This window comes from Saccharibacter sp. 17.LH.SD, assembly GCF_009834805.1.
In the GTDB taxonomy this organism is placed as follows: Bacteria; Pseudomonadota; Alphaproteobacteria; order Acetobacterales; family Acetobacteraceae; genus Saccharibacter.
Genome location: NZ_WVHO01000010.1, coordinates 200,593 through 224,044, shown reverse-complemented (window position 1 = coordinate 224,044; position 23,452 = coordinate 200,593). Strand labels below are relative to the sequence as shown.

Genomic DNA, 23,452 nt, shown 5'->3' with positions numbered 1-23,452 from the left:
GATTCAGATGAGTTAGAAGGCTCTGGAGACCTCGTGAAGAGGGAGTACGGGCCGGATTGTGTGTAGGGCTAGAGCGAAGTTGTTATAACGCCCAATTTCATGTTCACGAAGTTGATCAATCAACACCCAGAAGCGTCCTTCGGGTCTGATAAGATAGGCAGGTTCTGGGTTTTCACGCACCCAAACAAGAACTTGTTCGGCGAGATGGCCGTAAGCAGAAGAAAATGACAATGTATCAATAGCGGCATCTAAAAGGCCCATGCTTTCGCCAGCAGTCAGCCAATGCATGAGATATGTTCTATGCCGAGGAAGAATCTTCTGCCGAAGTGGGACGACATTGCAGGGGTTTGTCTGACGTGCGTAGGTCAGGTGATTCGTGCTGAGAGAAGCATTCTGTACCATCGGGCGGTCCTCATTCCGAACAGGGAGTGATGTAGTCACTTTGCCTGTAAGCTGACATCGTCTTCTGTGAGCTTAAGGGGAGGACGGATAATTTCTCAATTGGAAAAAGCACATTTTTACATGCTGAGTTTCATCTGTTGCAAATCTGCCATGCTAACGGCGCATAACTATTTCGTGAAAATAATGAAATTTAATACGTTGTTTATTTATAGAGTTTTTTGTCCCAGCGGCGGTGAAGCCAGAGCCAGCTTCCTGGCTTGTTTTCAATCCATGATTGAAGTCGATCATTGAGGTCTTGGGTGACGTAATGGATCGTCTCTTGTTTATTATCAGATTTGGAATTGATCTCGATAGGGGGATCAACTTTTAAAACGAGTTTAGCATTCCCTTCACGCTGTACATGTCCTGTAACAATGAGCGCATCAAAGCGTAGGGCAAATGTTGCAGCTGCACTGGTTGTCATGGAGGGTTGACCAAATAATGTTGCGAGGATGCCGTCATTCATCTTTTGGTCCCCGAGGATTCCTAAATGCCCTCCATGGGCAAGATAACGGTAGGCTTCGCGTGCCCCTTTTGCTCCTTTGGGGAAGATAGGCGTGGGAACACCGAGATTTTTCTGCCGCTGCTCCAAGATGAGCTGATTGACTTTAGGATTGTTCGGCGCGCGGTAAATAGAAGCAAAAGGGAGGCCATAACGTGCCACGAGCACAGGCATCAGCTCCCAATTGCCCAGATGGCCCGAAAAGAAAATGATAGGGCGGTGGCTTTGATAGGCTTCCAGGAGATGTTCTTCCCCTTCAACACGCCAGCCTGGACCTTTCCCCATATTATGGGGAAGAGAGGGAATATGAGGAAATTCACCAATATTACGGCCTAAATTATCCCAACAAGCTCTTATAATCTGGCGGCGTTGGCGGAGAGTAGCGTGAGGGAAAGCAATGCGTAAATTAACATGCGCAATGCGTGAAGGCGGCAAGAGCGGCCCTAAAGAACGTCCTAGAGCCCCCATGAAAGAAGATGCCGTTGCTGGGGGCAATCGGCGTAATCCCCACCATAGTGATGAGAGAAAAAAGCCTTCAAGCGAGTGGCGCAGGGGGGTCATACAGAATTTTCAAAAAAGCGATCTAAAATGAGGTTCGGCGCGTTATGATCGTACCAAAAAATATCAATATTAATGACTGTCACATGCCGCTTGAAATGTTGAGGAAGTTTGACAGCGTCTTTTTCAGTCGTCACGAGAGAAGTCCCAGGTGCGTGGGCGAGCTGTGTAAGAAGCCGGATGTCTTTTCGTGTGTAATTATGATGGTCTGGGAAGGGAAGAGCGCGGATAATGTTTAACCCCATGTCACGAAGCATCGTGAAAAATTTTTCAGGTCTTCCAATCCCTGCAAAAGCAATACATTGGCGTCCGGCGAGGGAGCGTATTTCTGGGCCAGGAGAAAAATGGGCGTAATTGATCGGGAGATCACGTGGCAATTGATGGGCAATATTGCAAGTATCTTCTCCAAAGATCACGACATTATGGACACGGCTCACAACGTCAGGAAGCCGCTCGCGGAGGGGGCCTGCAGGGAGTAAATGGCCATTACCAAGGCCAACGCTTCCATCAAGCGTTAGGATAGAGAAATCTTTATGAAGGGCAGGGTCTTGCAACCCGTCATCAAGAACAAGGCAGTCGGCTCCATGAGCAATGGCACTATCGGCGCTTAAACGCCTGTCATTTCCTCTCCATGTGGGGGCATGTTGTGCAAGGAGAAGGGCTTCATCACCGACATCAATGGCGTGGTGCTGGTCTGGGTTAACACGGTGCCAGTGGCGCTGCTTCCCACCATAGCCACGCGTAATGATATGGGGGTTATGGCCTCGTTCCTGCAAAAGGCGGACAAGATGAAGGACGAGAGGCGTCTTCCCTGTACCCCCAACACTGATATTACCGCAGCATAACACCGGCACGGCAACATGGTGTGATGGGTGTTTGAGGCGCCTTTGTCCTAAAATGCGCGTTATCCCCTCAAAAGGAGATAACATCGTGGCGGTCACTCCAGGCTGGGCACTATTCCAAAAAGAGGGCGGACGCAGCTTCATAACACCGTTATGTGAGAAAAAATTGTGTCTAAAATACGAATGGTGAGTTGTTTCGTAAGGATTTCTTTACCTTTTTGTGGCGAGGGCACAGGTGCAGCGGGTGAAAGAATCCATACACTCAAGTCCTGTGCGTCAGAAACACGGTGGAGATGTTTGTCATAGGTTGGGTTTATAAAGCGCCAATTGCCTCTCCAAGGGCCGGTTGCTGTGGGGCGTTGGAGGCGTAATGGCTCAAAAGGATTATGGCCTTTTCCTGAAGGAATCAGGGAATTTCCAAGGAAAATACGGTCTCCCAGGCGATAAAAGAGGCCCATTTCCCCGAGTGTGTCTGCAATCCATAATGTGTGATGAGGCAGAGGATCTTGCCCAGCGGATCGGCATGGAGCGTGATATTGGCGCGCAAGCTGGACGCCACGTTCTGGGTGTCGTGGGATGATGATGGTGAGCAGGTCAGGAGATTTTTGGAGAGCGTATTGCATCGCTTCAACGACAATCTCCTCCTCTCCTGGATGTGTTGAGGCTGCAACAAAAACAGGGCGCTTTCCTATAAGGCGGCGTAATCGCTCTTCTTCTTGAGGGAAAGAGGGAAGAGGATCAGCGTCTTCTTTAATATCGCCCATGAGAGCGATGGGGTGGAGGCCAAGCTGCTGGAAGCGCAAGGTGTCTTCTTGGCTGCGTGCAGAGATCCATCGAAAAGTATCGAGCATATAACGTAGGAAAAAAGCGCCTTTTTGCCATCGTCGGAAGCTTTGGTCAGAAAGACGTGCATTGATCAGCATGAGAGGAATATGAAGGCGGTGGCACAGGCGAATGGTCCCTGGCCATAGCTCACTTTCGACGAAAAGAGCGCCTATAGGCTGCCAGTGAGAGAGGAAATTTCTTGTCCAATACGGGAGGTCATAGGGAATAAATTGATGATAAAGCCGTTTGCCAAAATGGGGATGGCGCTCAATGGTGCGTGCGCCCGTTACAGTCGTGGTGGTGACGAGAATATGCAGTTGGGGTGATGCGTTGAGAAGGGCGGTGACAAGTGGGAAGATGGACAGAGTTTCGCCAACGCTGGCGGTGTGAATCCATAAAAGCGGGATGTCAGCACGCAAAGAAGGTGATGCAGCAGAGAGAAGACCGCGACGTTCCTGTATACGCGTCTCTTCTTCCTTCCCGATTTTGAGGCGATGATGCATCATCAGACGGATTAAGGGCGATGCAGCACGCCCAAAGAGCGACCAGAGCGCTAGAATAGGATCATCAAAAATAGGGAGTGGCATGCAAAAATCGGGAAGGAAGAGGCGTTATTAGTGATTCATCAGGACAGGAATCTTTGAATGATTCACGATATGACGTGTTGTACTGCCTAAGAGACGCTGACGTAGCGGAGAATGTGAGAATGCCCCGATACTGAGAAGGTCAGCACCGCTCGCATAGGCGGCTTGGAGGAGATCATCTCCAACATGATTTTTGGTAGGTTCGAAGAGTGTAAGAGTGGCGTTTATCCCATGGGATTGCAGGAAGTTGGCAGCTTCTGTCACGTTGGGGCTATGGTCTTGACTATGGGTGCTATAAAGCAGCGTGACGTCTTGGGCTTTATGAGCCCATGGAAGTATGTTGTGCAAGGCAACCATAGTGGCGGCATTATCACTCCAGGCGATGGCGATGCGCTTGCCAAGAATGTGTGGCGGCCTTTGTGGTGCTACCAGAAGTGGGCGCGAACTTTCAAAGAGCAGATGACGAAGTAACGTAGCGGCATGAGGGGCGTGTGAAGGGTGTGGCATGATGTTAAAATCTGCCAAACGGGCCTTCCATATGAGATCATCTTCGGTGGAGAGATCAATGACTTCCAGCGTCAGGCGGGGAGGTAAGGTTGGATCGTCAGAAGCGATCGGAGAGGTAGAGCCCTTGTCCCAGCGTATTTTCCCTTTGTGAGAGAGATCGGTAAGAAGCTGTTTGACCGTCAAGTGGCGTTGGTGATGCTGTTCTGCGGCTTCATCAATGACGGTATCCATCATACCACCGGCTAAACCTTCTCCCGCGAGAGAGAGAATTTGCGTCGGTGTACCCCCCAACATAATGGCGGATAGCTGTGCAGAAAAAAGAGAGGCCGCTAAGAGGGCCGTTTGCATAATGGCGTCGGGGCGTTCATGTCCATCGAGAGAGAGCAGGATATTCTGGATATCAGCAGGCATAAGCAGGTTTCTCCTGATGGTGGGCACAAAACACCCAAAAGACATCTCATAATAGAATGTGAAGATGAGATTTCCCATAGAGTAGAAACATAATTTGTTTTCACGAGGGAAAGCATTTTTGGGAGAAGGAGTGTATTAGCGGTGACTATGAAATTTCTTTCATAGTTTCAAAGAGATTGTGGTGGGCTGGTTGCTCGAAAGAAAGAGATTTAGAGAAAAAATGGCTTCTGACCGTTATTCTAGACCTGCTTATGGAGTAAGAAATACTTGGTACAAGCGGCGACATGCCTAGCATAAAGGCCATTCAAAAAGTCTATGATAGCCGCGAAACTCTTGTTCAGACGCGATGCTTGTGCAACGAGGTAGTCCAACAAGCCTTCATGTGAAAAGGGTAACGAACGCATGTCTGATACAAAAGAGACGATCGACCAGGCGCCGGTGCAAGGTCAGCTCATGGCTGGCAAACGTGGTGTTATTATGGGAGTCGCAAACAAAAATTCTATTGCATGGGCTATTGCAAGTGCGTGTGCGGCGCAAGGGGCAGAGCTTGCTTTTACGTACCAAGGGGAAGCGTTGGGCAAGCGCGTGCGGCCTTTGGCAGAGAGCGTTGGGTCTTCCTTTGTCATTCCGTGTGATGTGAGTGATGATGCCGCTATTAATGAGACTTTTGATGCCATCGAAAAAGAATGGGGAAAAATTGACTTCGTTCTGCACGCTATTGGTTGGGCAGATAAGCAATATCTCCGTGGACGTTATGTTGATACGCCACGCGATGCTTTCTTAAAGGCGATGGATATTTCGTGCTTCTCCTTCACGGCAGTGGCACGTCGGGCGTCGGCGATGATGAATCGTGGTGGGTCATTGCTGACCATGACCTATCTTGGTGCTGAGCGTGTGATGCCTCATTATAATGTCATGGGTGTTGCAAAAGCAGCTCTTGAGGCTTCCGTGCGTTATATGGCGGCAGATCTCGGGTGTAATGATATTCGTGTGAATGGGATTTCCGCTGGGCCAATCATGACCTTAGCGGCCAATGGTATTGGTGACTTCCGCTATATCCTTCGTTGGAACCAATATAATTCACCTTTAGAGCGCAATGTGTCGTTGAAAGATGTTGGGGGGTCAGGGATGTATCTTCTCTCTGATTTGTCCAGCGGTGTAACCGGTGAAGTGCATCATGTTGATTGCGGTTACAATATCGTTGGGATGAAGAACCCAAATGCCCCTGATATCAGCGTCGCCACTGGAGAATAATTATGTCGGATAACAGTTTTGGGCGGTTATTGCGTGTCATAACATGGGGTGAAAGCCATGGGCCTGCGATTGGGTGCGTTATTGATGGTTGCCCTCCACGCCTGAAGCTGTCCGAAGAGGATATTCAACCCTGGCTAGACCGACGTCGGCCAGGGCAGTCACGCTACACGACGCAACGGCGTGAGGCGGACCAGGTAAAGATTTTATCGGGTGTCTTTGAAGGACGTACGACAGGGACCCCGATTTCTCTCCTCATTGAAAATACAGATCAACGTTCACGTGATTATGGAGATATCGCGCAACGTTATCGCCCTGGCCATGCTGATATTGCCTATGACCTCAAATATGGTCTGCGTGATTATCGTGGCGGTGGGCGGTCTTCCGCGCGTGAAACCGCTATGCGCGTTGCTGCAGGAGCTGTTGCGCGTGTGATCTTACGTGAGCTTGTCGGGCCATCCCTTCATATTCGTGGGGCTTTAACAGCCATTGGAGAGGAAGAGATTGACCGCGAGCGCTGGTCTTGGGATGAAACTGAGCATAACTCTTTTTGGTGTCCCGATGTTGAGATGGTACCACAGTGGGGTGCGCTGCTTGATAAAGTGCGTAAAGAGGGGTCATCCATTGGAGCAAAGCTTGAGGTCGTTGCTGAGGGTGTGCCCCCGGGGCTAGGAGAGCCCGTTTATGGTAAGCTGGATGCCGAGCTTGCTGCTGGGCTGATGAGTATTAACGGCGTCAAAGGAGTCGAGATTGGTGATGGCTTTGGCGTTGCATCTCTGCGTGGCGAACAAAATGCAGATGCTATGCGTCCCTCACATGATTCGTCTCCTGTGCCGCAATTTTTGAGTAATCATGCAGGTGGTATTCTCGGTGGAATCTCCACGAGTCAGCCTGTGATTGCCCGTCTGGCTATCAAACCAACGAGCTCGATCCTTATTCCTGTGCCGAGTGTTGATCGGGATGGACAAGCTGTGGATGTGAGCACTAAAGGACGTCATGACCCATGCATTGGGATCCGTGCTGTCCCTGTTGCTGAAGCGATGATGGCGTGTATTTTGGCCGACCAATTATTGCGTCATCATGCACAATGTGGTTGGTCATAAGAGCGTAAAAAATCTACCCAAAAAGCGCGATTAGCCGCCGTTTGGCGGCTTTTCTTATTTTGAGATAAAAATCATATATAACAATATGTAGTGCAAAAAACTCTAGCAATACCCATATATGTGGTGACACGAAGCATAAGTTTTTGTCTTTTGCAAGCGAAGAGTTTGCTTGCGATGCCCCCTCAACTCGTGGGAATGAGGGGGCAACAATAGAGATCCAAAAATCCTGAATTAGGGGTATGCACCATGAGTCTTCACGATACTCACACGACGTCACAGCCGCAGGCCGAGGCTCATGTCGAGCCTGAGCTGTTTGAGCGTGTGGTGCAGCTTGAAGGGCATCATCCTGTAAAGGTGAATCCATCCCGTGATGAGCGTCTGACAGCTTTCGGTCGCGCGACATTAGATGATCGTTATTTGTTAGATGGCGAGGATTATCAGGGGCTTTTTGCGCGTGTTGCTTCACGCTACGGCGCAGATGCTGAGCATGCGCAGCGTCTCTATGATTATATGTCCCAGCATTGGTTTATGCCGGCGACCCCGATTTTATCCAATGGTGGGACAAGTCGTGGCTTACCCATTTCATGCTTCTTGAACGAATCTGAAGATAGCCTGAAAGGGATTGTGGATCTCTGGAACGAGAATGTGTGGTTGGCGGCGAGAGGTGGTGGCATTGGGTCCTATTGGGGGAACCTACGCTCCATTGGTGAGGCGATTGGGCGTAATGGCCGTACCTCTGGGGTTATTCCATTTATTCGGGTGATGGATAGTCTGACACTGGCCATTAGTCAGGGTAGTTTGCGGCGTGGTTCTGCTGCGGTGTATTTGCCGATATGGCATCCTGAAATTGAAGAATTCATCGAAATGCGCCGCCCAACGGGGGGAGACCCGAACCGGAAAGCCCTGAATCTCCATCATGGTGTGCTGGTCTCAGACGCTTTTATGCGTGCTGTGGCGAATGATGAGGAATGGGCGTTAGTCTCTCCCAAAGATCATAGTGTTATTCGTAAGGTATCTGCGCGCGCTTTGTGGATTCGTTTGCTTAACGCGCGTATGGAGCAAGGCGAGCCTTATATCGTCCATTCGGATACGGTGAATCGCGCACGTCCTGAACATCACCGTTTGGCTGGTTTGGAAGTGAAAACGTCGAACCTTTGCGCAGAGATTACTTTACCAACAGGGATTGATCACCATGGTAAGGATCGTACGGCGGTTTGTTGCTTATCATCCTTGAACTTAGAATATTGGGATGAGTGGAAGGATAATGCGCAATTTATCCCAGATGTGATGCTTTTTCTCGATAACGTGCTGCAAGATTTTATTGATAATGCACCGGAGGAAATGGAAAACGCGCGTTATGCGGCGATGCGTGAACGTTCAGTCGGGCTCGGCGTGATGGGGTTCCATTCCTTTTTGCAGGAGAAGATGGTGCCCTTTGGCAGCGTGATGGCCAAAGTATGGAATAAGAAGATCTTTGAGCATATCTCGAAGCAAGCCAATGAGGCGTCTAAAGAACTTGCCAAGACGCGTGGTCCTTGCCCGGATGCTGAAGAATACGGGATCATGGAGCGCTTCTCACATAAAATGGCGGTAGCGCCGACAGCGTCTATTTCCGTTATTGCTGGAAATGCGAGCCCAGGGATCGACCCTATTAGTGCGAATGTCTATTTGCAGAAGACATTGTCTGGGTCCTTTACGGTGCGGAACCGACATTTAGCGCGTCTTTTGAAGAAGTATGATCGTGATACGGATGACGTGTGGTCGTCCATCACGCTCAGTAAGGGATCTGTCCAGCATCTGGACTTCCTGACACAAGATGAGAAGGATGTTTTCAAAACAGCCTTTGAGATTGACCAGCGTTGGGTGATTGAGCATGCGGCGGATCGCACGCCATATATTTGCCAGTCTCAATCGGTTAATCTTTTCCTTCCAGCCGATATCCACAAACGTGATCTCGTGCGTATCCACTATGAAGCTTGGAAGAAGGGTGTGAAGTCCCTTTATTATTGCCGTTCACTGTCTATTCAACGCGCTGATACGGTCTCAACTGCCGTATTAAAGCGTGATATCATGGAAGGCGATGATGATCACTTGCCACAGGCAACGCCGCGTCATGCGGAAACAGGGGCAGGGAGTTATGAGGAATGTCTTTCCTGCCAGTAAAGAGATGTTTCTGACATCTTGAGAAAATGAGCGATAAAAGATTTTAAGGATCATAAAACATGACGGATAGTGCTGAGCTTCCTTCTGCGCCTGAATCAGCAGCACAGGCCAATCTTCTCGTTGAAAACCCCGTTTATAAGCCTTTTCGTTACCCATGGGCTTATGATGCGTGGTTGACCCAACAGCGTTTGCATTGGCTTCCAGAAGAAGTGCCGATGGCTGAGGATGTGAAGGACTGGCACCGTAACCTCAATGATGTGGAGCGGAACCTGGTCACACAGATCTTGCGTTTCTTTACGCAAGCTGATGTTGAGGTGAACTCAGCTTATATGAAATATTACAGTCAGGTTTTTAAACCGACTGAAGTATTGATGATGCTGTCATGTTTCTCCAATATTGAAACCATTCATATTGCGGCATATTCGCATCTTCTTGATACAATTGGGATGCCAGAGACAGAATATTCGGCATTTTTGAAGTATAAGGAGATGAAGGACAAGTATGACTTCATGCAGTCCTTCAATATCAATAGTAAACGTGAAATTGCGAAGACAATGGCCGCGTTTGGGGCCTTTATGGAAGGGCTGCAGCTTTTTGCATCCTTCGCAATTTTGATGAACTTCCCGCGCTTTAATAAGCTCAAGGGAATGGGACAAATTGTCTCTTGGTCTGTGCGTGATGAGACGTTGCATTGTTTGTCGATGATTCGACTATTCCGGACCTTTATTCGTGAAAATCCAGAATTATGGACTGAAGAGTTCCGTGAAGAGTTGAGAGAGATCTGCCGTGTAACAGTCTCTCACGAAGATGCTTTTATTGAGTTGGCGTTTGAAATGGGCTCGGTAGAAGGGTTAACGCCTGGTGAAGTAGAGCGTTATATTCGGTTTATTGCAGACCGTCGCTTAACTCAGCTTGGATTAGACCCAATTTACGGCATTAATGAAAATCCACTTCCTTGGATGGATGACATGTTGAACGCTGTTGAGCATACGAATTTCTTCGAAAATCGTGCGACAGAATATTCACGTGCCTCGACCCAAGGGAACTGGGAAGATGCTTTTGAGAGTGATGTTTTTTCTTAATTGTAGAACAAACTCTTAAAGGCGAGCAGAGAGCCAGTGCGAGATGACTTGACCATCGTCGCGCATCTGCTCATATGTCTGTTAAATTTTGATCAGGGATTGTTCCCCATTATAGTGTGAGCATAATGGGGGCTGTCCCGTTTATGTTGCCTCCCTCAGACCTTGTTACATAGAGGGCGGGGGAAAGTGGAGTTGTGAGCCTTGGTTTCTTCCTCGTCAGACCCTCTTACTGCCAAACAATCTGCATCACAGCGTGAAGAGGTGCGGGAGGAGGATGCGCTGCAGGCTTTGTCAGCCTATCTGGCGGATGATATGCGTGCCTGTAATCAGGCTATCATTGATAGAATGCAAAGCTCTGTCCCGCTTATTCCTCAGCTGGGGGCACATCTTGTTGCTGCTGGGGGGAAGCGGTTACGGCCATTATTGACGTTAGCGTCGGCACGCCTTTGCGGGTATGATCCGAATGATCCCCGCAAGCGGCATGTGGGCCTTGCGGCTTGTGTGGAATTTATCCATACGGCAACTTTGCTGCATGATGATGTTGTCGATGAGAGCAACCTACGCCGTGGGATTGCCTCGGCGAACGCGCTGTTTGGTAATAAAGCGTCAGTCTTGGTGGGGGATTTCCTCTTTGCACGTTCCTTCCAGTTGATGACGGCGGATGGATCACTGCCTGTGATGGCGATTTTGTCCGATGCTTCGGCGACGATTGCCGAAGGCGAAGTACTTCAAATGTCCACACAAAATGATCTTTCGACACCGATTGATCGGTATTTGGAAGTGATTCACGGTAAGACAGCGGCACTTTTTGCTGCCGCTTGTCGCGTTGGTGCTGTTGTTGCCGGCCGTGGTGAGGAAGAAGAGCTCGCCCTTGAAGCCTTTGGAACTAATTTAGGCATGGCATTCCAATTAGTGGATGATGCTCTAGATTATGCTGCAGACCAACAGGTTCTGGGCAAAACCATTGGGGATGACTTCAGAGAAGGGAAGATTACGCTTCCCGTATTGGCGGCTTACGAAAATGGAACTGAAGAAGAACGCACTTTTTGGCGCCGCGTCATTGAAGATAATGAGCAAAGCGAGCACGATCTTGCGAAAGCTCTTGAAGCTATTGAGCGTACTGGTGCCATTGGGAAAACATTGGAAGCAGCCTCTCAATATGCCGAGAATGCCGTCGAAGCATTAAAGATCTTCCCAGAGAGTCACTTAAAAAGCCTTTTAACTCAGACGGTTCTTTACACAGTTAATCGCGCAAGCTGAGCGTCTTGTGTGGTGGGTATGGGAGTGTGGAAAAGCTCCCACCTGCTAAAGCCGAGCCAGCTAATATGCTGGATGAGGTCATCAGAGTTCTTCGGGGTTGCGGTGGCAAAGAAACGCTGAGGCGATAGGCGTAGCTCTTCTGATGGAGGATGGGAAAGAGGGCTTTCCGTCAGCCGTTGCAGCACGTAGTCAGCAACGGCAGGTGCGGGATCAAGCCATGTGACGGTGTTTTGCTTTTCTAGGAGTTGAAAAGTCGGCATCAAGAATGTGTAGTGCGTACACCCAAGTCCGATAGTATCGATAGAATGACCACCAGGTTGAGAGAAAAGCTGTTCAACCTCATTGAGAACATCTTGTGCCGAAAATTTTTCACCGCGAAAGGCGAGTTCAGCACATTCAGCGAGTTTGGAAGAGCCGTGGATGATAAGACGGCAATCTGGTGCAAATTGTTGATGTAAATCGGTTACATAAATCCGCCGAGCCGTGGCTTTTGTGGCGAGTAGACCAATAGTGCGTGTTTGAGAAACACGACCTGCCCAGCGAATGGGAGGAACACACCCGACGACCGGTTGTTGAAGAACAGCGCGGAGTGCAGGGAGAACCAACGTGCTGGCTGTGTTGCACGCAATAATGACGAGATCAGGTTGTAAAATGTGGCAGGCCTGAGTGATAAGGCTGACGACGCGGTTAATGAGAAGATCATCAGGCTGCTCGCCATAGGGAAAGAGAGCATTATCAGCGAGATAATCTATTGTCAGAGCAGATGACTTTTCACGCAAGGCACGAACAATACCCATGCCCCCTATGCCAGAATCAAAGACCAAAATCCGTGGAAATGGGGAAGGGTGCATGGACGTTACTTTCTCATCACTCAAGTGAAAAAAAGAGATCTAACCCTGCTTAAAGGCTAAAGCCTCTTCTGCACTCCCAACTCCACCATGTTTCTTAGACCATTCACAAGGATTTTCTAAAAAGCGGCGGACTTCAGCGCTGTCTTCTTCGGAGAAATAGCTGCCATCAGAGCAGGCTTCGAGGACATCCCACCAGGTGCAGAGAGCATGTAATGAAATACCCATGTCGCTTAATGTTTTTTGCGCGCCGGGGAATACGCCATAGTAGAAGATAACAAAAGTATGATCGACGATAGCGCCTGCTTTACGAAGTGCATTTGTAAAGCGAATTTTGGAAGCGCCGTCCGAGGTAAGATCTTCTACGAGTAATGTGCGCATTCCCTCTGGCACATCCCCTTCGATTTGAGCGTTACGGCCGAATCCTTTGGGTTTTTTCCGTACATAAGCCATTGGGGTCATCATACGGTCGGCGATCCATGCAGAAAATGGAATACCGGCTGTCTCCCCACCAACGACAGCTTCAATGCTTTCATACCCGATATGGCGGCCAATTTTCTCAACAGCGAGTTCCATGAGTTTTGTACGCGCCCGTGGGAAGAAAATAATCTTACGGCAATCAATATAGACGGGGGATTTCCAGCCTGAGGTCAGCGTATAAGGCTCATCTGGGCGGAAATTAATGGCTTTAATTTCCAGGAGAATACGCGCTGTTGTCAGAGCGGCATCGCGATCCCACTGTGTGTGACGGTTACTATGAGAGGAACTGCCGGATGCGGTCATTATCTTCTCCAAAAATAGGTTTCTATGGAGACATTTAGCGGCTAAAAGGAAAGGGGGGTAGGGGAAAGATGAATCTACCGTCCTAATTTTCTGATAAGAATATCTTGTTCGAGATATAAGTTATTCTATATAAAGGCTCGATCTCTTGTAGGGTTGAGTCTGCAAGCTGACCCGCCATTTTAGAGGTAGATGATGGAACTTGAAGTAAGCCATATTGGCCGTAAGTGCGAGCGCGCCGTGGTGACTGCGTATCAGGAGCTCCATAATATGGGGCAGAGCGAGATGCAGATTTTCGCGGCTTGTACGACGCTGTACCGCATTCATCATCCCGAATCGTCGATCCCAGAAGCACGGTTGCTTGTTTCTGAGTGGATTGACCATCACATTGTGCGCCAGTCTCGCGCGCGGACGCGTGGGTGCAACTGCTAATTTTTTTGCATATTTAATGAGAATGCGTCCCATTATATGGGACGTTCCTTTAGAGCGACGACATTTCGGAATGTTTCACCCGTGTAGATTTGCCGTGGGCGCATGATGCGGTTATTGGGGTCGGTCGTCATTTCAAGCCATTGGCTCGCCCACCCGCTGGTTCGAGCAATGGCAAAAAGTGCTGTGAACATTGAGGTGGGGATGCCGAGCGCGCGGAGAATGAGCCCCGAGTAAAAATCGACATTGGGGTAGAGCTTCCGACTGATGAAATAATCATCTTCCTTGGCGATGCGCTCAAGTTCCATGGCGAGATCAAGCATCGGGTCACGTTCTAGGCCTAATGTCTCGATGACTTCATGACAGCTGGCTTGGATCAGTTTAGCGCGGGGGTCAACATTGCGGTAAATGCGATGACCAAATCCCATAAGGCGGATGCCTGAGTTCTTGTTTTTCACTTTTTCTAGAAAAGCTGGAATGTTTTTCTTGGAACCTATTTGATGGAACATGTCTAAGGCGGCCTCATTGGCACCACCATGGGCTGGGCCCCAGAGAGCGGCGATCCCCGCTGAAATACAGGCGAAAGGATTTGCTCCTGTGGAGCCGACAAGCCTTACGGCTGTTGATGAGGCGTTTTGTTCATGATCAGCATGAAGAAGTAAAATCCGATCGATTGCGCGGGCAAGGACAGGGTTGATTGTTTCCTTCCGCCCAGGCCGCGCAAAGAGCATGTGAAGAATATTTTCAGAGAATGAGAGTTCTTCTTCTGGATAAATAAATGGCTCTCCGATCGTGTATTTATAGGCCCAGGCTGCAATGGTTGGAATCTTAGCAATCAACTGTCGTGCTGCGCACTCTCGGTTTTCAAAGAGAGAGGTATCAAAAGCCTCTTTATGAAAGCTCGAGAGAGCAGAGACTGTCCCGCACAAAATCGCCATGGGATGTGTATCGCGACGGAACCCATTAAAGAAATTGCGGATCTGTTCGTTTAAAAGGCGATGCTGCGCCATATTAGCGCAAAAATTTTGATATTGTGGCTGGGTCGGTAGTTCTCCGTACAGAAGGAGATAGGTGAGTTCTGTAAAATTAGTTTTGAGCGCGAGTTGCTCAATAGGGTAGCCACGGTGAAGGAGAATACCTTTTTCCCCATCAATAAAGGTAATCTTACTTTGGTAAGACGCGGTGGAAGAAAATCCAGGATCAAAGGCGAAGAGACCTGTTTCTGCGTTGACTGTGCGTTGATCAAACGCAGAAGGACCTAATGTGGAAGGCACCAAAGAGGTTGAGGCTGACAGGGGAAAAGAAGAAGGAGCGCGTGTCTTCATCGGTGCCGTCCCGTATTAAAATAATGTCTATGAGAAGTGATGCTACTGAAAATATCTTGGTAGCGATATGATTTTTCATCAAAAAAACGGATGAAAGTGGCCCAAAAATGAGACGCTTTCATCCGTTTTTAAAAAGACTTTATTAAAACTTAGTGTTTCTGCTCTGGGAGAGCATAGACAACTAGCGCATCAGAAATGGGTGTGCGCATAAAGTGATGTCCACCCGCCACAATAGCGACATACTGACGCCCATTGACGGCGTATGTAATGGGGGTTGCTTGCCCCCCACCGGGAAGAACATCTGTCCAGAGAAGTTTTCCTGTTGCCATGTCAAAGGCATGGAGTTCGTTGTCTGTTGTGGCTGCAACAAAAGCAACACCACCCGCTGTAATGACAGGGCCACCATTATTCGGTGTTCCAATCGGAAGAGGTAACCCTGTAGGCAACCCCCAAGGACCATTAGCCCGTGCATCTCCTAATGGTTTTTGCCAAAGGATTTTATGCGCGTGCAAGTCAATAGCGGTGATCATACCGTAAGGGGGTCTGTTGCACATCATTTGTGTGAAGGCATTCCAGAAAGGCGTCACGACGATACCAAAGGGTGTATCTCCTTGAGCACCATTACCCTCAGCCCCGCCAGCTTTAGGGTTATATTGAGGGGAATCAATAGGAATAAGCCCGAGGTGATCGGCTTTCTTACGCGGAACAAGCTGATCATACATAGGAAGGTTATTCCAGTTGGCCAACAAAATCCCTGTCTTTGGGTTGTAGGCGATACTGCCCCAGTCGCTTCCACCATTATAACCAGGATATTCAATCCATGGTTGGTTGATGTGAGGAGGTGTAAACTCACCTGTGTACGCAGCCTTACGGAATTTGATACGGCAATAAAGCTGATCTAGTGGTGACATACCCCACATATCAGCTTCTGTTAGAGGTGGGAAACCAAACCGTGGAACACCAACGGACCATGGTTGCGTTGGAGCTCTGACATCTCCTGGGACAACACCTGGGTGAGGGGCTTCTTTTTCCACAACAGGGAAGCCTGGCAAAGGTTTGCCCGTACGGCGATCAAGAATAAAGGTTTGCCCACGTTTCGTTGGCATAATGAGTGCAGGGATGGTTGTCCCATCAGGTTGAGGCGCATCATATAATGTAGCCTGTGACCCGATATCATAATCCCAAACATCTTTATGGACTGTTTGGAAAACCCAGCGTGGGGCTCCCGTGCGGACATCAATAGCGACAACGGATGAAGAGACTTTATTCTCAGCATCTGTGCGCATGGCGCTATAATAATCGACAGCGGAGTTACCCGTAGGGACGTAAACCAGACCTAAGGCATTATCACCTGTCATGGCGGCCCAGGAGTTCGGCGTGCCGCGACTATAATATTTACCATTGGCGGGCAGGTGGTGGTCGTCTGGATTGTTCACATCCCACGCCCAGACAAATTTGCCACTCTCAGCATCATAACCGCGGATAACGCCAGAAGGCGCCCAGCGACGTTGGCCATCCAAAACCTCGTGGTTAACGACGATAACACCGTTAACGATAGGTGGGGGGGAGGTCATGGCGACAAAACCAGGAACCGACCAGCCCATACCCTGCATGAGATTGACTTGGCCGTTAAAGCCGAACATGGGGCATATTTTCCCCGTATCAGCATCAACCTCAATCAGGCGGTTATCAACCGTGGCTTCCATAATGCGATTATGGCAAGGCTGGCCCTCTGGAACTTGAGAAGAGGTAAAGTAAACAACCCCCTTACATGACGCTGTGTAAGGAATGCTGTCATAGTTCTCATTGGCTTGGAAATGCCACTTCTCTTCTCCTGTCGTTGCATCGACACGCATCATGTCATGCATGGCGGAGCAGAGATAAAGAGAATCACCTACCTTAATTGGTGTGGTCTCAGCCGCCCATTTGTTGATTTTCCCTTTAGGGACAAGGCTTCCTGTGTGGTAGACAAAAACTCTCTTAAGTTGTGAGACGTTTTGCGGTGTGATTTGGGTCAGAGGAGAGAAGCGACTCTGATAATCATCCCGTCCATAGACAGGCCAATCTTCCGGTTTTGGATTGGCCCCAACTTGTGGCACAGCTTGAGGAAGCTGGTCAGCTGGGATTTCCGAAACATCAGGCAGACGAGCAGGGTTAACATCCGCTGGTTGGGGAGTATCAGGCGAGGGCGATTGGAAAATCGACGATGCGGCATTCTTACTCTCTGTTTCTAGCCCTGGCCCTGGGGTTGTCGTTGAGGGAGGGATCTGTCCGAGCGCGGCCGTTGTTGTGGCAAGTGCGGTGCTAACGAGTAAGGAGGCTAGCAGAATTTTCCTGGACATTACGATCCTCCCTTCTGCGATTTGTAGAGAAAAGGCAGGGCAACTAAAACGGGAATAACGATGAGGGTTGGGCCAAAAAGACGAGGAACCCAGCCCCAAAGGTCAAACCCGACTTCGTAGATCGACCATGGAATGGTTACGCCCCATGCGATGATGTAAAGCCATGCTCCAAGCGGGGCGAGACGAAACAAAAAAACACCTGAGGCGACAAGGAGTATTCCGCACAAAACGTAGTACCAAGACCCACCCCAGAAGGCGAGATCGGTACCGAGAATAACAAAATAAAGGCCGAAAAGAGTAATAATTCCAGCCAGAGCCAATATTGCGGCACGGATAAGTGGCTGCCGCGATGGCGTCGAAGAAGAGAGCATTATGTCACCTCAAAATTGGGAGGAGCCCGTCTCCGACTAAACGATTTTACTTATGCTTTTGAAAGGTTTTACCTAAACACGATTACGTGAAAATATTAAAATATTAATTTTATGTTATTTAACTCTGTTTTTTGTTACGGCTCTCATAGGCCTGTGCAATGGCCTTGTGGTTTTCGATCACTTCTTTAACAACGAAGGCGAAAAATCGTTCGGAGAACTCAGGGTCAAGCCCTGTCGTTTGAGCGAGCGAACGGAGGCGTTTGCGTTGTTTTTCTTCCCTTTTAGCGTCAACAGGAGGGAGGCCGTACTGCGCTTTAAGTTCCCCCACACGCTGAGTGCAGCGAAAACGTTCAGCCAACATGCAAATAAGGGCAGCATCAATATTGTCGATGCTTGAGCGAAGTTCTTGCAGCTGTTCGCGTAGAGCTGGAGAGAGGGTTGATATTTCAGAAGTCATGAAGATCAATCCAAGCAAGATGGCCACCTTTCCCAGCGCCAAGATCCATGAAAACAGCCTTACCACCGAGCCGACCTGTGCGATGCCAGGGGCGTCCATCATAAGAGCGGCGGTCATGCCCCACATAAACCGTTAGCCCGGCGGGGATACGGTTAATCCAGTTAAGGCGACGCTCTGGATACCCATCAGGCTGGAGGCGGCTGGTTGTTTCCCCAAAAAGTGCACGAGAGAGTGGGGCCGACATATCTTCTAGGCCGGTTGGTGGTGGAGGGGCAGCCAGCATGGCCGTATGAAAACCACCGTGAACAAAAAGTTTATTATTAATCCGTTGCCACGCAGGCGCTTTGCGAATGGCTTCGTAAGCACGCCGGGCCAGATCTTCTTGTGGTGAAAGGTCAATTTGCTGAAGTGTTTCTTCTAGGGGAGGGTCACGACGCAAACGCCTTCCTTCAAGAGCACGACCAAGTTTACGGTCGTGATTGCCTAGAACAAACATGCCTCTTTCCGTTTCTAGAAGGTCAAGCATGACTTCAAGAACACCTGCACTATCAGGGCCATGGTCCACAAGATCCCCGAGTTGCAGGATATAACGCTTCGTTGCGATCGCATGACGAAACGCGTTGAGGTCGCCATGCACGTCACCCACAATACGGAGCCCATATTGGCGAATGCGGTTTAAAGCCGATTCGGAAAGTGTAGGTTCGGCAAAAATAGGTTGATCTTTCACGGCTCCGGCAGTTTTTGTTTCCGGTCAGTTAACAGAGAGGTCGCTAATTGTCTGATGTCAGAGCATGAACGTCAACCGTTCGTCATCTGGATACTTTCATCAAGATTTACAGATAACAGACGGCTAACCCCTCTTTCTTGCATAGTGACTCCAAAAAGTCGATCCATATGCGCCATGGTAAGTTGATGATGGGTTACGACAAGAAAACGTGTCTTTGTTTTCGTCGTCATCTCCGTCAGGAGCTGGCAGAAGCGTTCAATATTAGCGTCATCAAGTGGTGCATCGACTTCATCAAGAACGCAGATGGGGGCTGGCGTGCTGTGGAACGCTGCAAAAATGAGGGAAAGCGCTGTTAAGGCTTGCTCTCCGCCAGAAAGAAGAGACAACGAGGATAGTTTCTTACCCGGTGGTTGAGCAAAAATCTCTAGGCCCGCGTCTAAGGGGTCTTCACTGCCCGTGAGGCTAAGATGTGCTTTACCACCTCCAAACATTCTTTCAAACAAAGCTTGGAAATGCGTGTTTACGTCATCAAAGACCTCTTTGAGCCGCTTCCGGCCTTGACGGTTAATGGACCCAATGGCGCTTCGGAGGCGCGCAATGGCGGTGACCAGTTCTTGATGCTCTTGCGCGAGGCGATCGGCCTCTGATTTATTCTTTTGAAATTCCTCTTCAGCGCAAAGATTAACGGGTCCCAGTTCCTCTCGGGCTTGATGGTTGCTTTTAATCTCGCGTCGCACGAGGGTTTCTGCATGGGCTGATGATTCATGCGGAAGAGGGGTTCCCTCTGGGAGAGGGTTTTCTTCACGCAGAAGAGTCTGAGCTTGCTCGGCATGGTCTAAGCGTGCGGCAATGCGTGTTAATTCATCACGTAAGTGACGTAAACGCTCCTGATTTTGTTGTATATTTTGCTGTAACTCACTTCGACGCGTCTGTACCTCCGTGAATTTTTGTGCCTCGCTCTCTAATATTTTCTCAAGAGAAACGATTCGTTCCATATCTTTTTGGAGGTTTTGGAGAAGCTGTTCAATATGGGGAGTGGCATCTGCCTTCTCACGAGAATGAAGGGCGTGTTGGCGATCCTTAAGGCGTTCCCCTTCATGCTGAAGATGATGCCATGTTTGGTCTAGTGTTGCTTTCTGTTGGCGAAGGCCCTCAAGACGATCACGGAGAATATGTTCTTTTTGAATAAGATCATCATAGTGTTTTTGATGGTGGTCGAGCTCAGCGTGAGTGGTGTCGAGGTTGGTTTGAGCGTTTTTCCGCTCGGCCTCTAAAGCATTCAGTGCAGGGAGTGTATTTAATGTGGTTGCGAGGTCGTTAACCTCTTTTTCAAGAGAAAGAAGAGCTTCTGTCTGTATGTCACATTGATGGCGGAGGCTCTCAAATTGCCCTTGGATCGTGGCGAGAGAGCGTTGTTGTTGTTCATAATGTTGACGGGCAGCAAGGGCGTGTTGATGACGCTCTTGGTAGAGATGTGTTGCTTGAAGATGATGTTGTTCAGCATGGTGATACTGTTCAACGACCTGTTCTTTATCGTGAGTAAGCTGCGTGAGATTAAGGGTTTCAAGCGCGTGTGTGATCTCTTCTTGCTGGCGCGTATAGGCAAGGAGATCATGCTGTAGATGTGTATGGGTCTCGCGCAGTTCTTCTAAACGCGTTTGGACGGTTTGGTGTTGGAGAAGTGCCTGCTCTGCGTGTCGTTCGGCCTCATGATAACGGCTTTGTGCCTGTTGCTGTTGCTCATGGGCGCGGTGGGCACGTTCACGTGCTTGGTGTGCTTGTTGCTGTGCTTCTTCAGCGCGTGCTCGATCGTCAGGAAGGGAGGAGAGCTCATGGTCAATTTTTTCGTGTCGTTGCGCAAGAGCATCAAGTTCTTCTTGCTGAGCAGTGAGATGACGCTGGGCCAGGGTAAGCTGTTCCTGCTGTAAAGCAGCACGCTGTTCACGTTCTTCTAAAAAACGACGTTTTTGAACGGCTTCTTCATCACTCTGGTGATGGGCGTTTGTCAGACGCTCCAGATTCTCTTGATGATGCGAAAGGTCTGTCTGAGCTTTATCAGCTTCTTTCTGGGCGTCGTGTAGTTTTTCTGTGAGTTCCGCGAGTTCTTTTTCTTGCAAACGAAGGCGCTGTTGTTGCTCAAGCCGCACAGCTTCTGGTGAAGGGGCTTTGTCGCTACGGACAAAACCATCCCACCGCCAGAGATGGCCGTTGAGGCAGACGAGGCTTTGTCCAGGATGGAGCTTCTCCTGAAGCCGATTGCCTTCTTGGGTGTCCTTTACCAGGAAAACGGCCTCGAGAGCGCGGGCTAGGGCCGCAGGGGCGTCAATATGCGCTGCCAGTGGCGGAAGATGGGGTGCAGGCTTTGGTGAGGTGAGCGCTGGGAGATGCGTCCAATGGCGAAGCGCGTAATGGTTCTCGGTTGGTTTGGCTGGATCTGTGGTGAGGGACGCTTCAAGCCCATCGGCTAACGCACTGGCGAGGGCCTTTGTAAGGTTCTGAGGAACGTTGAGGCGCTCAATAAGCGGGTCAGGTGTTTGTGTTTCTTCTGCGCCGAGGCTGAGACGTAACCCATCACATTCGCTTTGGCGTTGGCGATGTTGGGCTTCTAGCGTGTTGAGGCGCGTGCGTGCGGCCTCAAAGGTTGAGGTCGCATGTTGTAAAAGGCGCTTTTGCTCATCTCGTTTATTCTGAGCAGAGAGGCGTTGCTGCTCTAATGTGGCGAGAGCACGGCGTTCTGCGTCCAGTTCTTCAAGTGAAATTATGTCTTTTTGTGCGTTTTCTGTAGAGGACTGCGCGTTGAGAAGACGTTCCTTTTGTTTCGCATAGGCTTGAGCAAGGCGGTGGCTCTCCCCAGTGAGGAAAGTGCGGTTCTGTGTTTGTTTCTCCGTGAGGGCACGGAGGGAGAGCCAGGCTTGCTCAGCGTGTTCTTTGGCGCGTTGGCACGTTTGCGCATGTTCAACGGCTTGTTGTAGGGCTTGGCGCGTGTCGGCAATCCGCTGCGATAATGTGTTACGCTCTTCTTCTGAGAGAAGTGTCTTTTCAAGTTGTGCAATGGTTGTCGTGGTGTGTTCACGCTGTGCCTGAGCACGTTCATAATGCTGTTTGGTTTCACGCAGGCGTTTTTCGAGCTGCTCTTTACGTGTTTCGGCTTCATGGACGGCATGTGTAGCACGTTCTACGAGAAGGCGTTTTTCATGGAATTGTGTTTGAGACGTCTCTCTGGCGTCTTCAGTCTGTTGAAGTGCTTCTTGGGCATTACGCGCTTCTTGCTCAGCTTCCGTGAGTGAGGGGTGACGTTGACAGGTTTCTTCAAGCTTATCGCGTTCACTCAGTAAGTGCTGCAATGTCTGTTGCGCTTCTGTGAGCTGCTGAGTGCGGGCCTGAAGGAGACTTGTCGCCGATTCACGCTGGAGCGCATTTTCATGATGACGCGCGTTGAGTGCTGCCAGAAGGTCACTCTGCTTTTTATGTTCTGTTTTGAGATGGTCGAGTTTTTCTTTAAGTGGTTGATAATGGGGTGGGAGCTGAGCACTTTCGAGTGTAACGGTCTCAATGTCGTGTTCGAGTTTTTGGCGCTGGTTTTGTATCTGATCGATTGTCTGTTGATAGTATTCTTGATCACGGGCGAGTAAGCGCCGTTCTTTATCAACGTCTTGATTTGTTTTTTGTGAATGCTCAAGGTTGTTCTGCGTTACTTTGACCTGCACACGAAGTGTTTCGAGCTCAGGGCGTATGCGATCAATCGTTTCTTGATGGGTATCTTCCTGTTGTTTGAGATCAAAATGTTGATGTGTCGCGATATCGAGTGTTTTTTCAGTTTCTTCTAAGAGTTGGCGAGTCTGTTTAAGAGCGCGATGGTGCTGTTGAACGGCTCTCTCGGCGCGTGCATGTTGGAGGCTGAGGAGACGGAGCTCACCTCGGCGAATATTTTCTGAGAAATGGCGGTAATGGCGGGCTTGTTCAGATTGCTTGCCAAGTGTCTTCAGTTGCTCTTCTAGACGAAGGCGATGTTCCTCCGCACGTTCTAAATTGCTTTCTGTTTGGCGTAATTTGAGTTCGGCATCACGACGTCTTACGTGGAGGCCGGTGATCCCGGCGGCTTCTTCCAGGAGGGTACGACGTTCTTCTGGACGTTGGTTGATGAGCTGGCTGACATGATTTTGGCTGATGATGGAGGAGCTACGCGCTCCTGATGACAGGTCAGCAAAGAGAGTTTGCACATCTCGAGCGCGCATAACACGATTGTTGATGCGATAGGTGCTACCGCTTCCACGCTCAACTTGGCGTGTAATCTCGAGTTCATCGGATTCAGTAAAAGGAGCGGGCGCTAGAGACTGGGTATCATTGAGGTGAAGCGTGACTTTGGCAATGTTGCGGGCTGGACGAATGCCTGTGCCCGCAAAAATGAGATCATCACTTTCATTCCCACGGAGCGCGCGGGCCGAAGTTTCGCCCATGATCCAGCGCAGGGCTTCCACAATATTGGATTTTCCGCACCCATTGGGGCCGATAATCCCTGTGAGGCCCGGTAGGATGTCAAGATGCGTCTCGTCAGCAAAACTTTTGAATCCAGCGATTGCCAAGCGAGAAGGAGTAGCCCTGTGCTGTGTCATTGCAAACCATGCGAATTGAAGAAGTCAGACT

Annotated in this window: 19 protein-coding genes; 6 read left to right on the top strand and 13 right to left on the bottom strand. The window is 49.5% G+C overall.

Translation table 11 applies throughout. The features are described 5' to 3' along the window. Nucleotides 1-12 precede the first annotated feature (12 nt). From GS501_RS05625 to GS501_RS05605, 5 genes are all read right to left on the bottom strand, one after another. On the bottom strand, nt 13-402 hold the full coding sequence (locus GS501_RS05625) for a hypothetical protein (RefSeq protein WP_160831100.1): 390 nt from the start codon (nt 400-402) through the stop codon (nt 13-15). A gap of 202 nt (nt 403-604) precedes the next feature. Continuing rightward, entirely contained in the window at nt 605-1,504 is a 900-nt protein-coding gene (locus GS501_RS05620; RefSeq protein WP_160830892.1) for a lysophospholipid acyltransferase family protein, read from the bottom strand. Continuing rightward, a complete protein-coding gene (gene lpxK / locus GS501_RS05615; RefSeq protein WP_160830891.1) occupies nt 1,501-2,487 on the bottom strand; it encodes a tetraacyldisaccharide 4'-kinase in 987 nt (328 codons plus the stop codon). Before lpxK ends, GS501_RS05620 begins: the two co-directional genes overlap by 4 nt. After that, the gene (locus GS501_RS05610) at nt 2,484-3,755 is read right to left on the bottom strand and encodes a 3-deoxy-D-manno-octulosonic acid transferase (protein WP_160830890.1); all 1,272 of its coding nucleotides are present in this window, start codon (nt 3,753-3,755) and stop codon (nt 2,484-2,486) included. Before GS501_RS05610 ends, lpxK begins: the two co-directional genes overlap by 4 nt. Before the next feature lie 27 nt (nt 3,756-3,782). Next, nucleotides 3,783-4,670, bottom strand: a complete 888-nt coding sequence (locus GS501_RS05605) for a universal stress protein (RefSeq protein WP_160830889.1) — start codon at nt 4,668-4,670, stop codon at nt 3,783-3,785. 402 nt (nt 4,671-5,072) lie between these two features. On the opposite strand from GS501_RS05605, the gene fabI reads away from it, so the two are divergent. The 5 genes from fabI to GS501_RS05580 all read left to right on the top strand — a co-directional run bounded on the left by fabI (nt 5,073) and on the right by GS501_RS05580 (nt 11,529). Continuing rightward, nucleotides 5,073-5,924 (top strand): enoyl-ACP reductase FabI, encoded by an 852-nt coding sequence (gene fabI, locus GS501_RS05600; RefSeq protein WP_160830888.1) that lies wholly within the window; start codon nt 5,073-5,075, stop codon nt 5,922-5,924. 2 nt (nt 5,925-5,926) lie between these two features. Next, a complete protein-coding gene (aroC, locus tag GS501_RS05595) occupies nt 5,927-7,024 on the top strand; it encodes a chorismate synthase (protein ID WP_160830887.1) in 1,098 nt (365 codons plus the stop codon). 246 nt (nt 7,025-7,270) lie between these two features. After that, nucleotides 7,271-9,187, top strand: coding sequence for a ribonucleoside-diphosphate reductase subunit alpha (locus GS501_RS05590; protein ID WP_160830886.1), 1,917 nt, complete (start codon nt 7,271-7,273; stop codon nt 9,185-9,187). A gap of 59 nt (nt 9,188-9,246) precedes the next feature. After that, nucleotides 9,247-10,269 carry a ribonucleotide-diphosphate reductase subunit beta gene (locus GS501_RS05585; RefSeq protein ID WP_160830885.1) on the top strand — a complete coding sequence of 341 codons (1,023 nt, stop codon included), beginning with the start codon at nt 9,247-9,249 and terminating at the stop codon, nt 10,267-10,269. A gap of 312 nt (nt 10,270-10,581) precedes the next feature. Then, entirely contained in the window at nt 10,582-11,529 is a 948-nt protein-coding gene (locus tag GS501_RS05580; RefSeq protein ID WP_160831099.1) for a polyprenyl synthetase family protein, read from the top strand. Here the strand turns inward: GS501_RS05580 and GS501_RS05575 are convergent. Together GS501_RS05575 and GS501_RS05570 are read right to left on the bottom strand one after the other, a co-directional pair. Beyond that, nucleotides 11,505-12,404, bottom strand: a complete 900-nt coding sequence (locus GS501_RS05575) for a glutamate racemase (RefSeq protein WP_370517944.1) — start codon at nt 12,402-12,404, stop codon at nt 11,505-11,507. The genes GS501_RS05580 and GS501_RS05575 overlap by 25 nt on opposite strands. Before the next feature lie 15 nt (nt 12,405-12,419). Beyond that, a complete protein-coding gene (locus tag GS501_RS05570; RefSeq protein ID WP_160830883.1) occupies nt 12,420-13,160 on the bottom strand; it encodes an orotate phosphoribosyltransferase in 741 nt (246 codons plus the stop codon). A gap of 192 nt (nt 13,161-13,352) precedes the next feature. Between GS501_RS05570 and GS501_RS05565 the strand changes: the two genes are divergently transcribed. Beyond that, complete coding sequence (locus GS501_RS05565) at nt 13,353-13,589, top strand: hypothetical protein (protein ID WP_160831098.1); 237 nt, start codon at nt 13,353-13,355, stop codon at nt 13,587-13,589. A gap of 32 nt (nt 13,590-13,621) precedes the next feature. On the opposite strand, the gene GS501_RS05560 is transcribed toward GS501_RS05565, so the two are convergent. The 6 genes from GS501_RS05560 to GS501_RS05535 all read right to left on the bottom strand — a co-directional run bounded on the left by GS501_RS05560 (nt 13,622) and on the right by GS501_RS05535 (nt 23,421). Further along, on the bottom strand, nt 13,622-14,911 hold the full coding sequence (locus GS501_RS05560; protein WP_160830882.1) for a citrate synthase: 1,290 nt from the start codon (nt 14,909-14,911) through the stop codon (nt 13,622-13,624). 149 nt (nt 14,912-15,060) lie between these two features. Next, nucleotides 15,061-17,253, bottom strand: coding sequence for a pyrroloquinoline quinone-dependent dehydrogenase (locus GS501_RS05555; RefSeq protein ID WP_160830881.1), 2,193 nt, complete (start codon nt 17,251-17,253; stop codon nt 15,061-15,063). Then, nucleotides 17,253-17,624, bottom strand: a complete 372-nt coding sequence (locus GS501_RS05550; RefSeq protein WP_160830880.1) for a glycerol dehydrogenase — start codon at nt 17,622-17,624, stop codon at nt 17,253-17,255. The genes GS501_RS05555 and GS501_RS05550 overlap by 1 nt, the downstream gene beginning before the upstream one ends. A 118-nt stretch (nt 17,625-17,742) precedes the next feature. After that, nucleotides 17,743-18,081, bottom strand: a complete 339-nt coding sequence (locus GS501_RS05545) for a chorismate mutase (protein ID WP_160830879.1) — start codon at nt 18,079-18,081, stop codon at nt 17,743-17,745. Next, nucleotides 18,071-18,793 carry a metallophosphoesterase gene (locus GS501_RS05540; RefSeq protein WP_370517959.1) on the bottom strand — a complete coding sequence of 241 codons (723 nt, stop codon included), beginning with the start codon at nt 18,791-18,793 and terminating at the stop codon, nt 18,071-18,073. The genes GS501_RS05545 and GS501_RS05540 overlap by 11 nt, the downstream gene beginning before the upstream one ends. Before the next feature lie 86 nt (nt 18,794-18,879). Then, entirely contained in the window at nt 18,880-23,421 is a 4,542-nt protein-coding gene (locus tag GS501_RS05535) for an AAA family ATPase (RefSeq protein ID WP_160830878.1), read from the bottom strand. Nucleotides 23,422-23,452 lie beyond the last annotated feature (31 nt).

Coding starts and splice junctions, on each gene's coding strand:
- GS501_RS05585 (WP_160830885.1), top strand. CDS start 9,247: ATGACGGATAGTGCTGAGCTTCCTTCTGCGCCTGAATCAGCAGCACAG.
- fabI (WP_160830888.1), top strand. CDS start 5,073: ATGTCTGATACAAAAGAGACGATCGACCAGGCGCCGGTGCAAGGTCAG.
- lpxK (WP_160830891.1), bottom strand. CDS start 2,487: ATGAAGCTGCGTCCGCCCTCTTTTTGGAATAGTGCCCAGCCTGGAGTG.
- GS501_RS05545 (WP_160830879.1), bottom strand. CDS start 18,081: ATGACTTCTGAAATATCAACCCTCTCTCCAGCTCTACGCGAACAGCTG.
- GS501_RS05590 (WP_160830886.1), top strand. CDS start 7,271: ATGAGTCTTCACGATACTCACACGACGTCACAGCCGCAGGCCGAGGCT.
- GS501_RS05620 (WP_160830892.1), bottom strand. CDS start 1,504: ATGACCCCCCTGCGCCACTCGCTTGAAGGCTTTTTTCTCTCATCACTA.
- GS501_RS05625 (WP_160831100.1), bottom strand. CDS start 402: ATGGTACAGAATGCTTCTCTCAGCACGAATCACCTGACCTACGCACGT.
- GS501_RS05555 (WP_160830881.1), bottom strand. CDS start 17,253: ATGTCCAGGAAAATTCTGCTAGCCTCCTTACTCGTTAGCACCGCACTT.
- GS501_RS05535 (WP_160830878.1), bottom strand. CDS start 23,421: ATGACACAGCACAGGGCTACTCCTTCTCGCTTGGCAATCGCTGGATTC.
- GS501_RS05560 (WP_160830882.1), bottom strand. CDS start 14,911: ATGAAGACACGCGCTCCTTCTTCTTTTCCCCTGTCAGCCTCAACCTCT.
- GS501_RS05570 (WP_160830883.1), bottom strand. CDS start 13,160: ATGACCGCATCCGGCAGTTCCTCTCATAGTAACCGTCACACACAGTGG.
- aroC (WP_160830887.1), top strand. CDS start 5,927: ATGTCGGATAACAGTTTTGGGCGGTTATTGCGTGTCATAACATGGGGT.
- GS501_RS05550 (WP_160830880.1), bottom strand. CDS start 17,624: ATGCTCTCTTCTTCGACGCCATCGCGGCAGCCACTTATCCGTGCCGCA.
- GS501_RS05580 (WP_160831099.1), top strand. CDS start 10,582: ATGCGTGCCTGTAATCAGGCTATCATTGATAGAATGCAAAGCTCTGTC.
- GS501_RS05565 (WP_160831098.1), top strand. CDS start 13,353: ATGGAACTTGAAGTAAGCCATATTGGCCGTAAGTGCGAGCGCGCCGTG.
- GS501_RS05605 (WP_160830889.1), bottom strand. CDS start 4,670: ATGCCTGCTGATATCCAGAATATCCTGCTCTCTCTCGATGGACATGAA.
- GS501_RS05610 (WP_160830890.1), bottom strand. CDS start 3,755: ATGCCACTCCCTATTTTTGATGATCCTATTCTAGCGCTCTGGTCGCTC.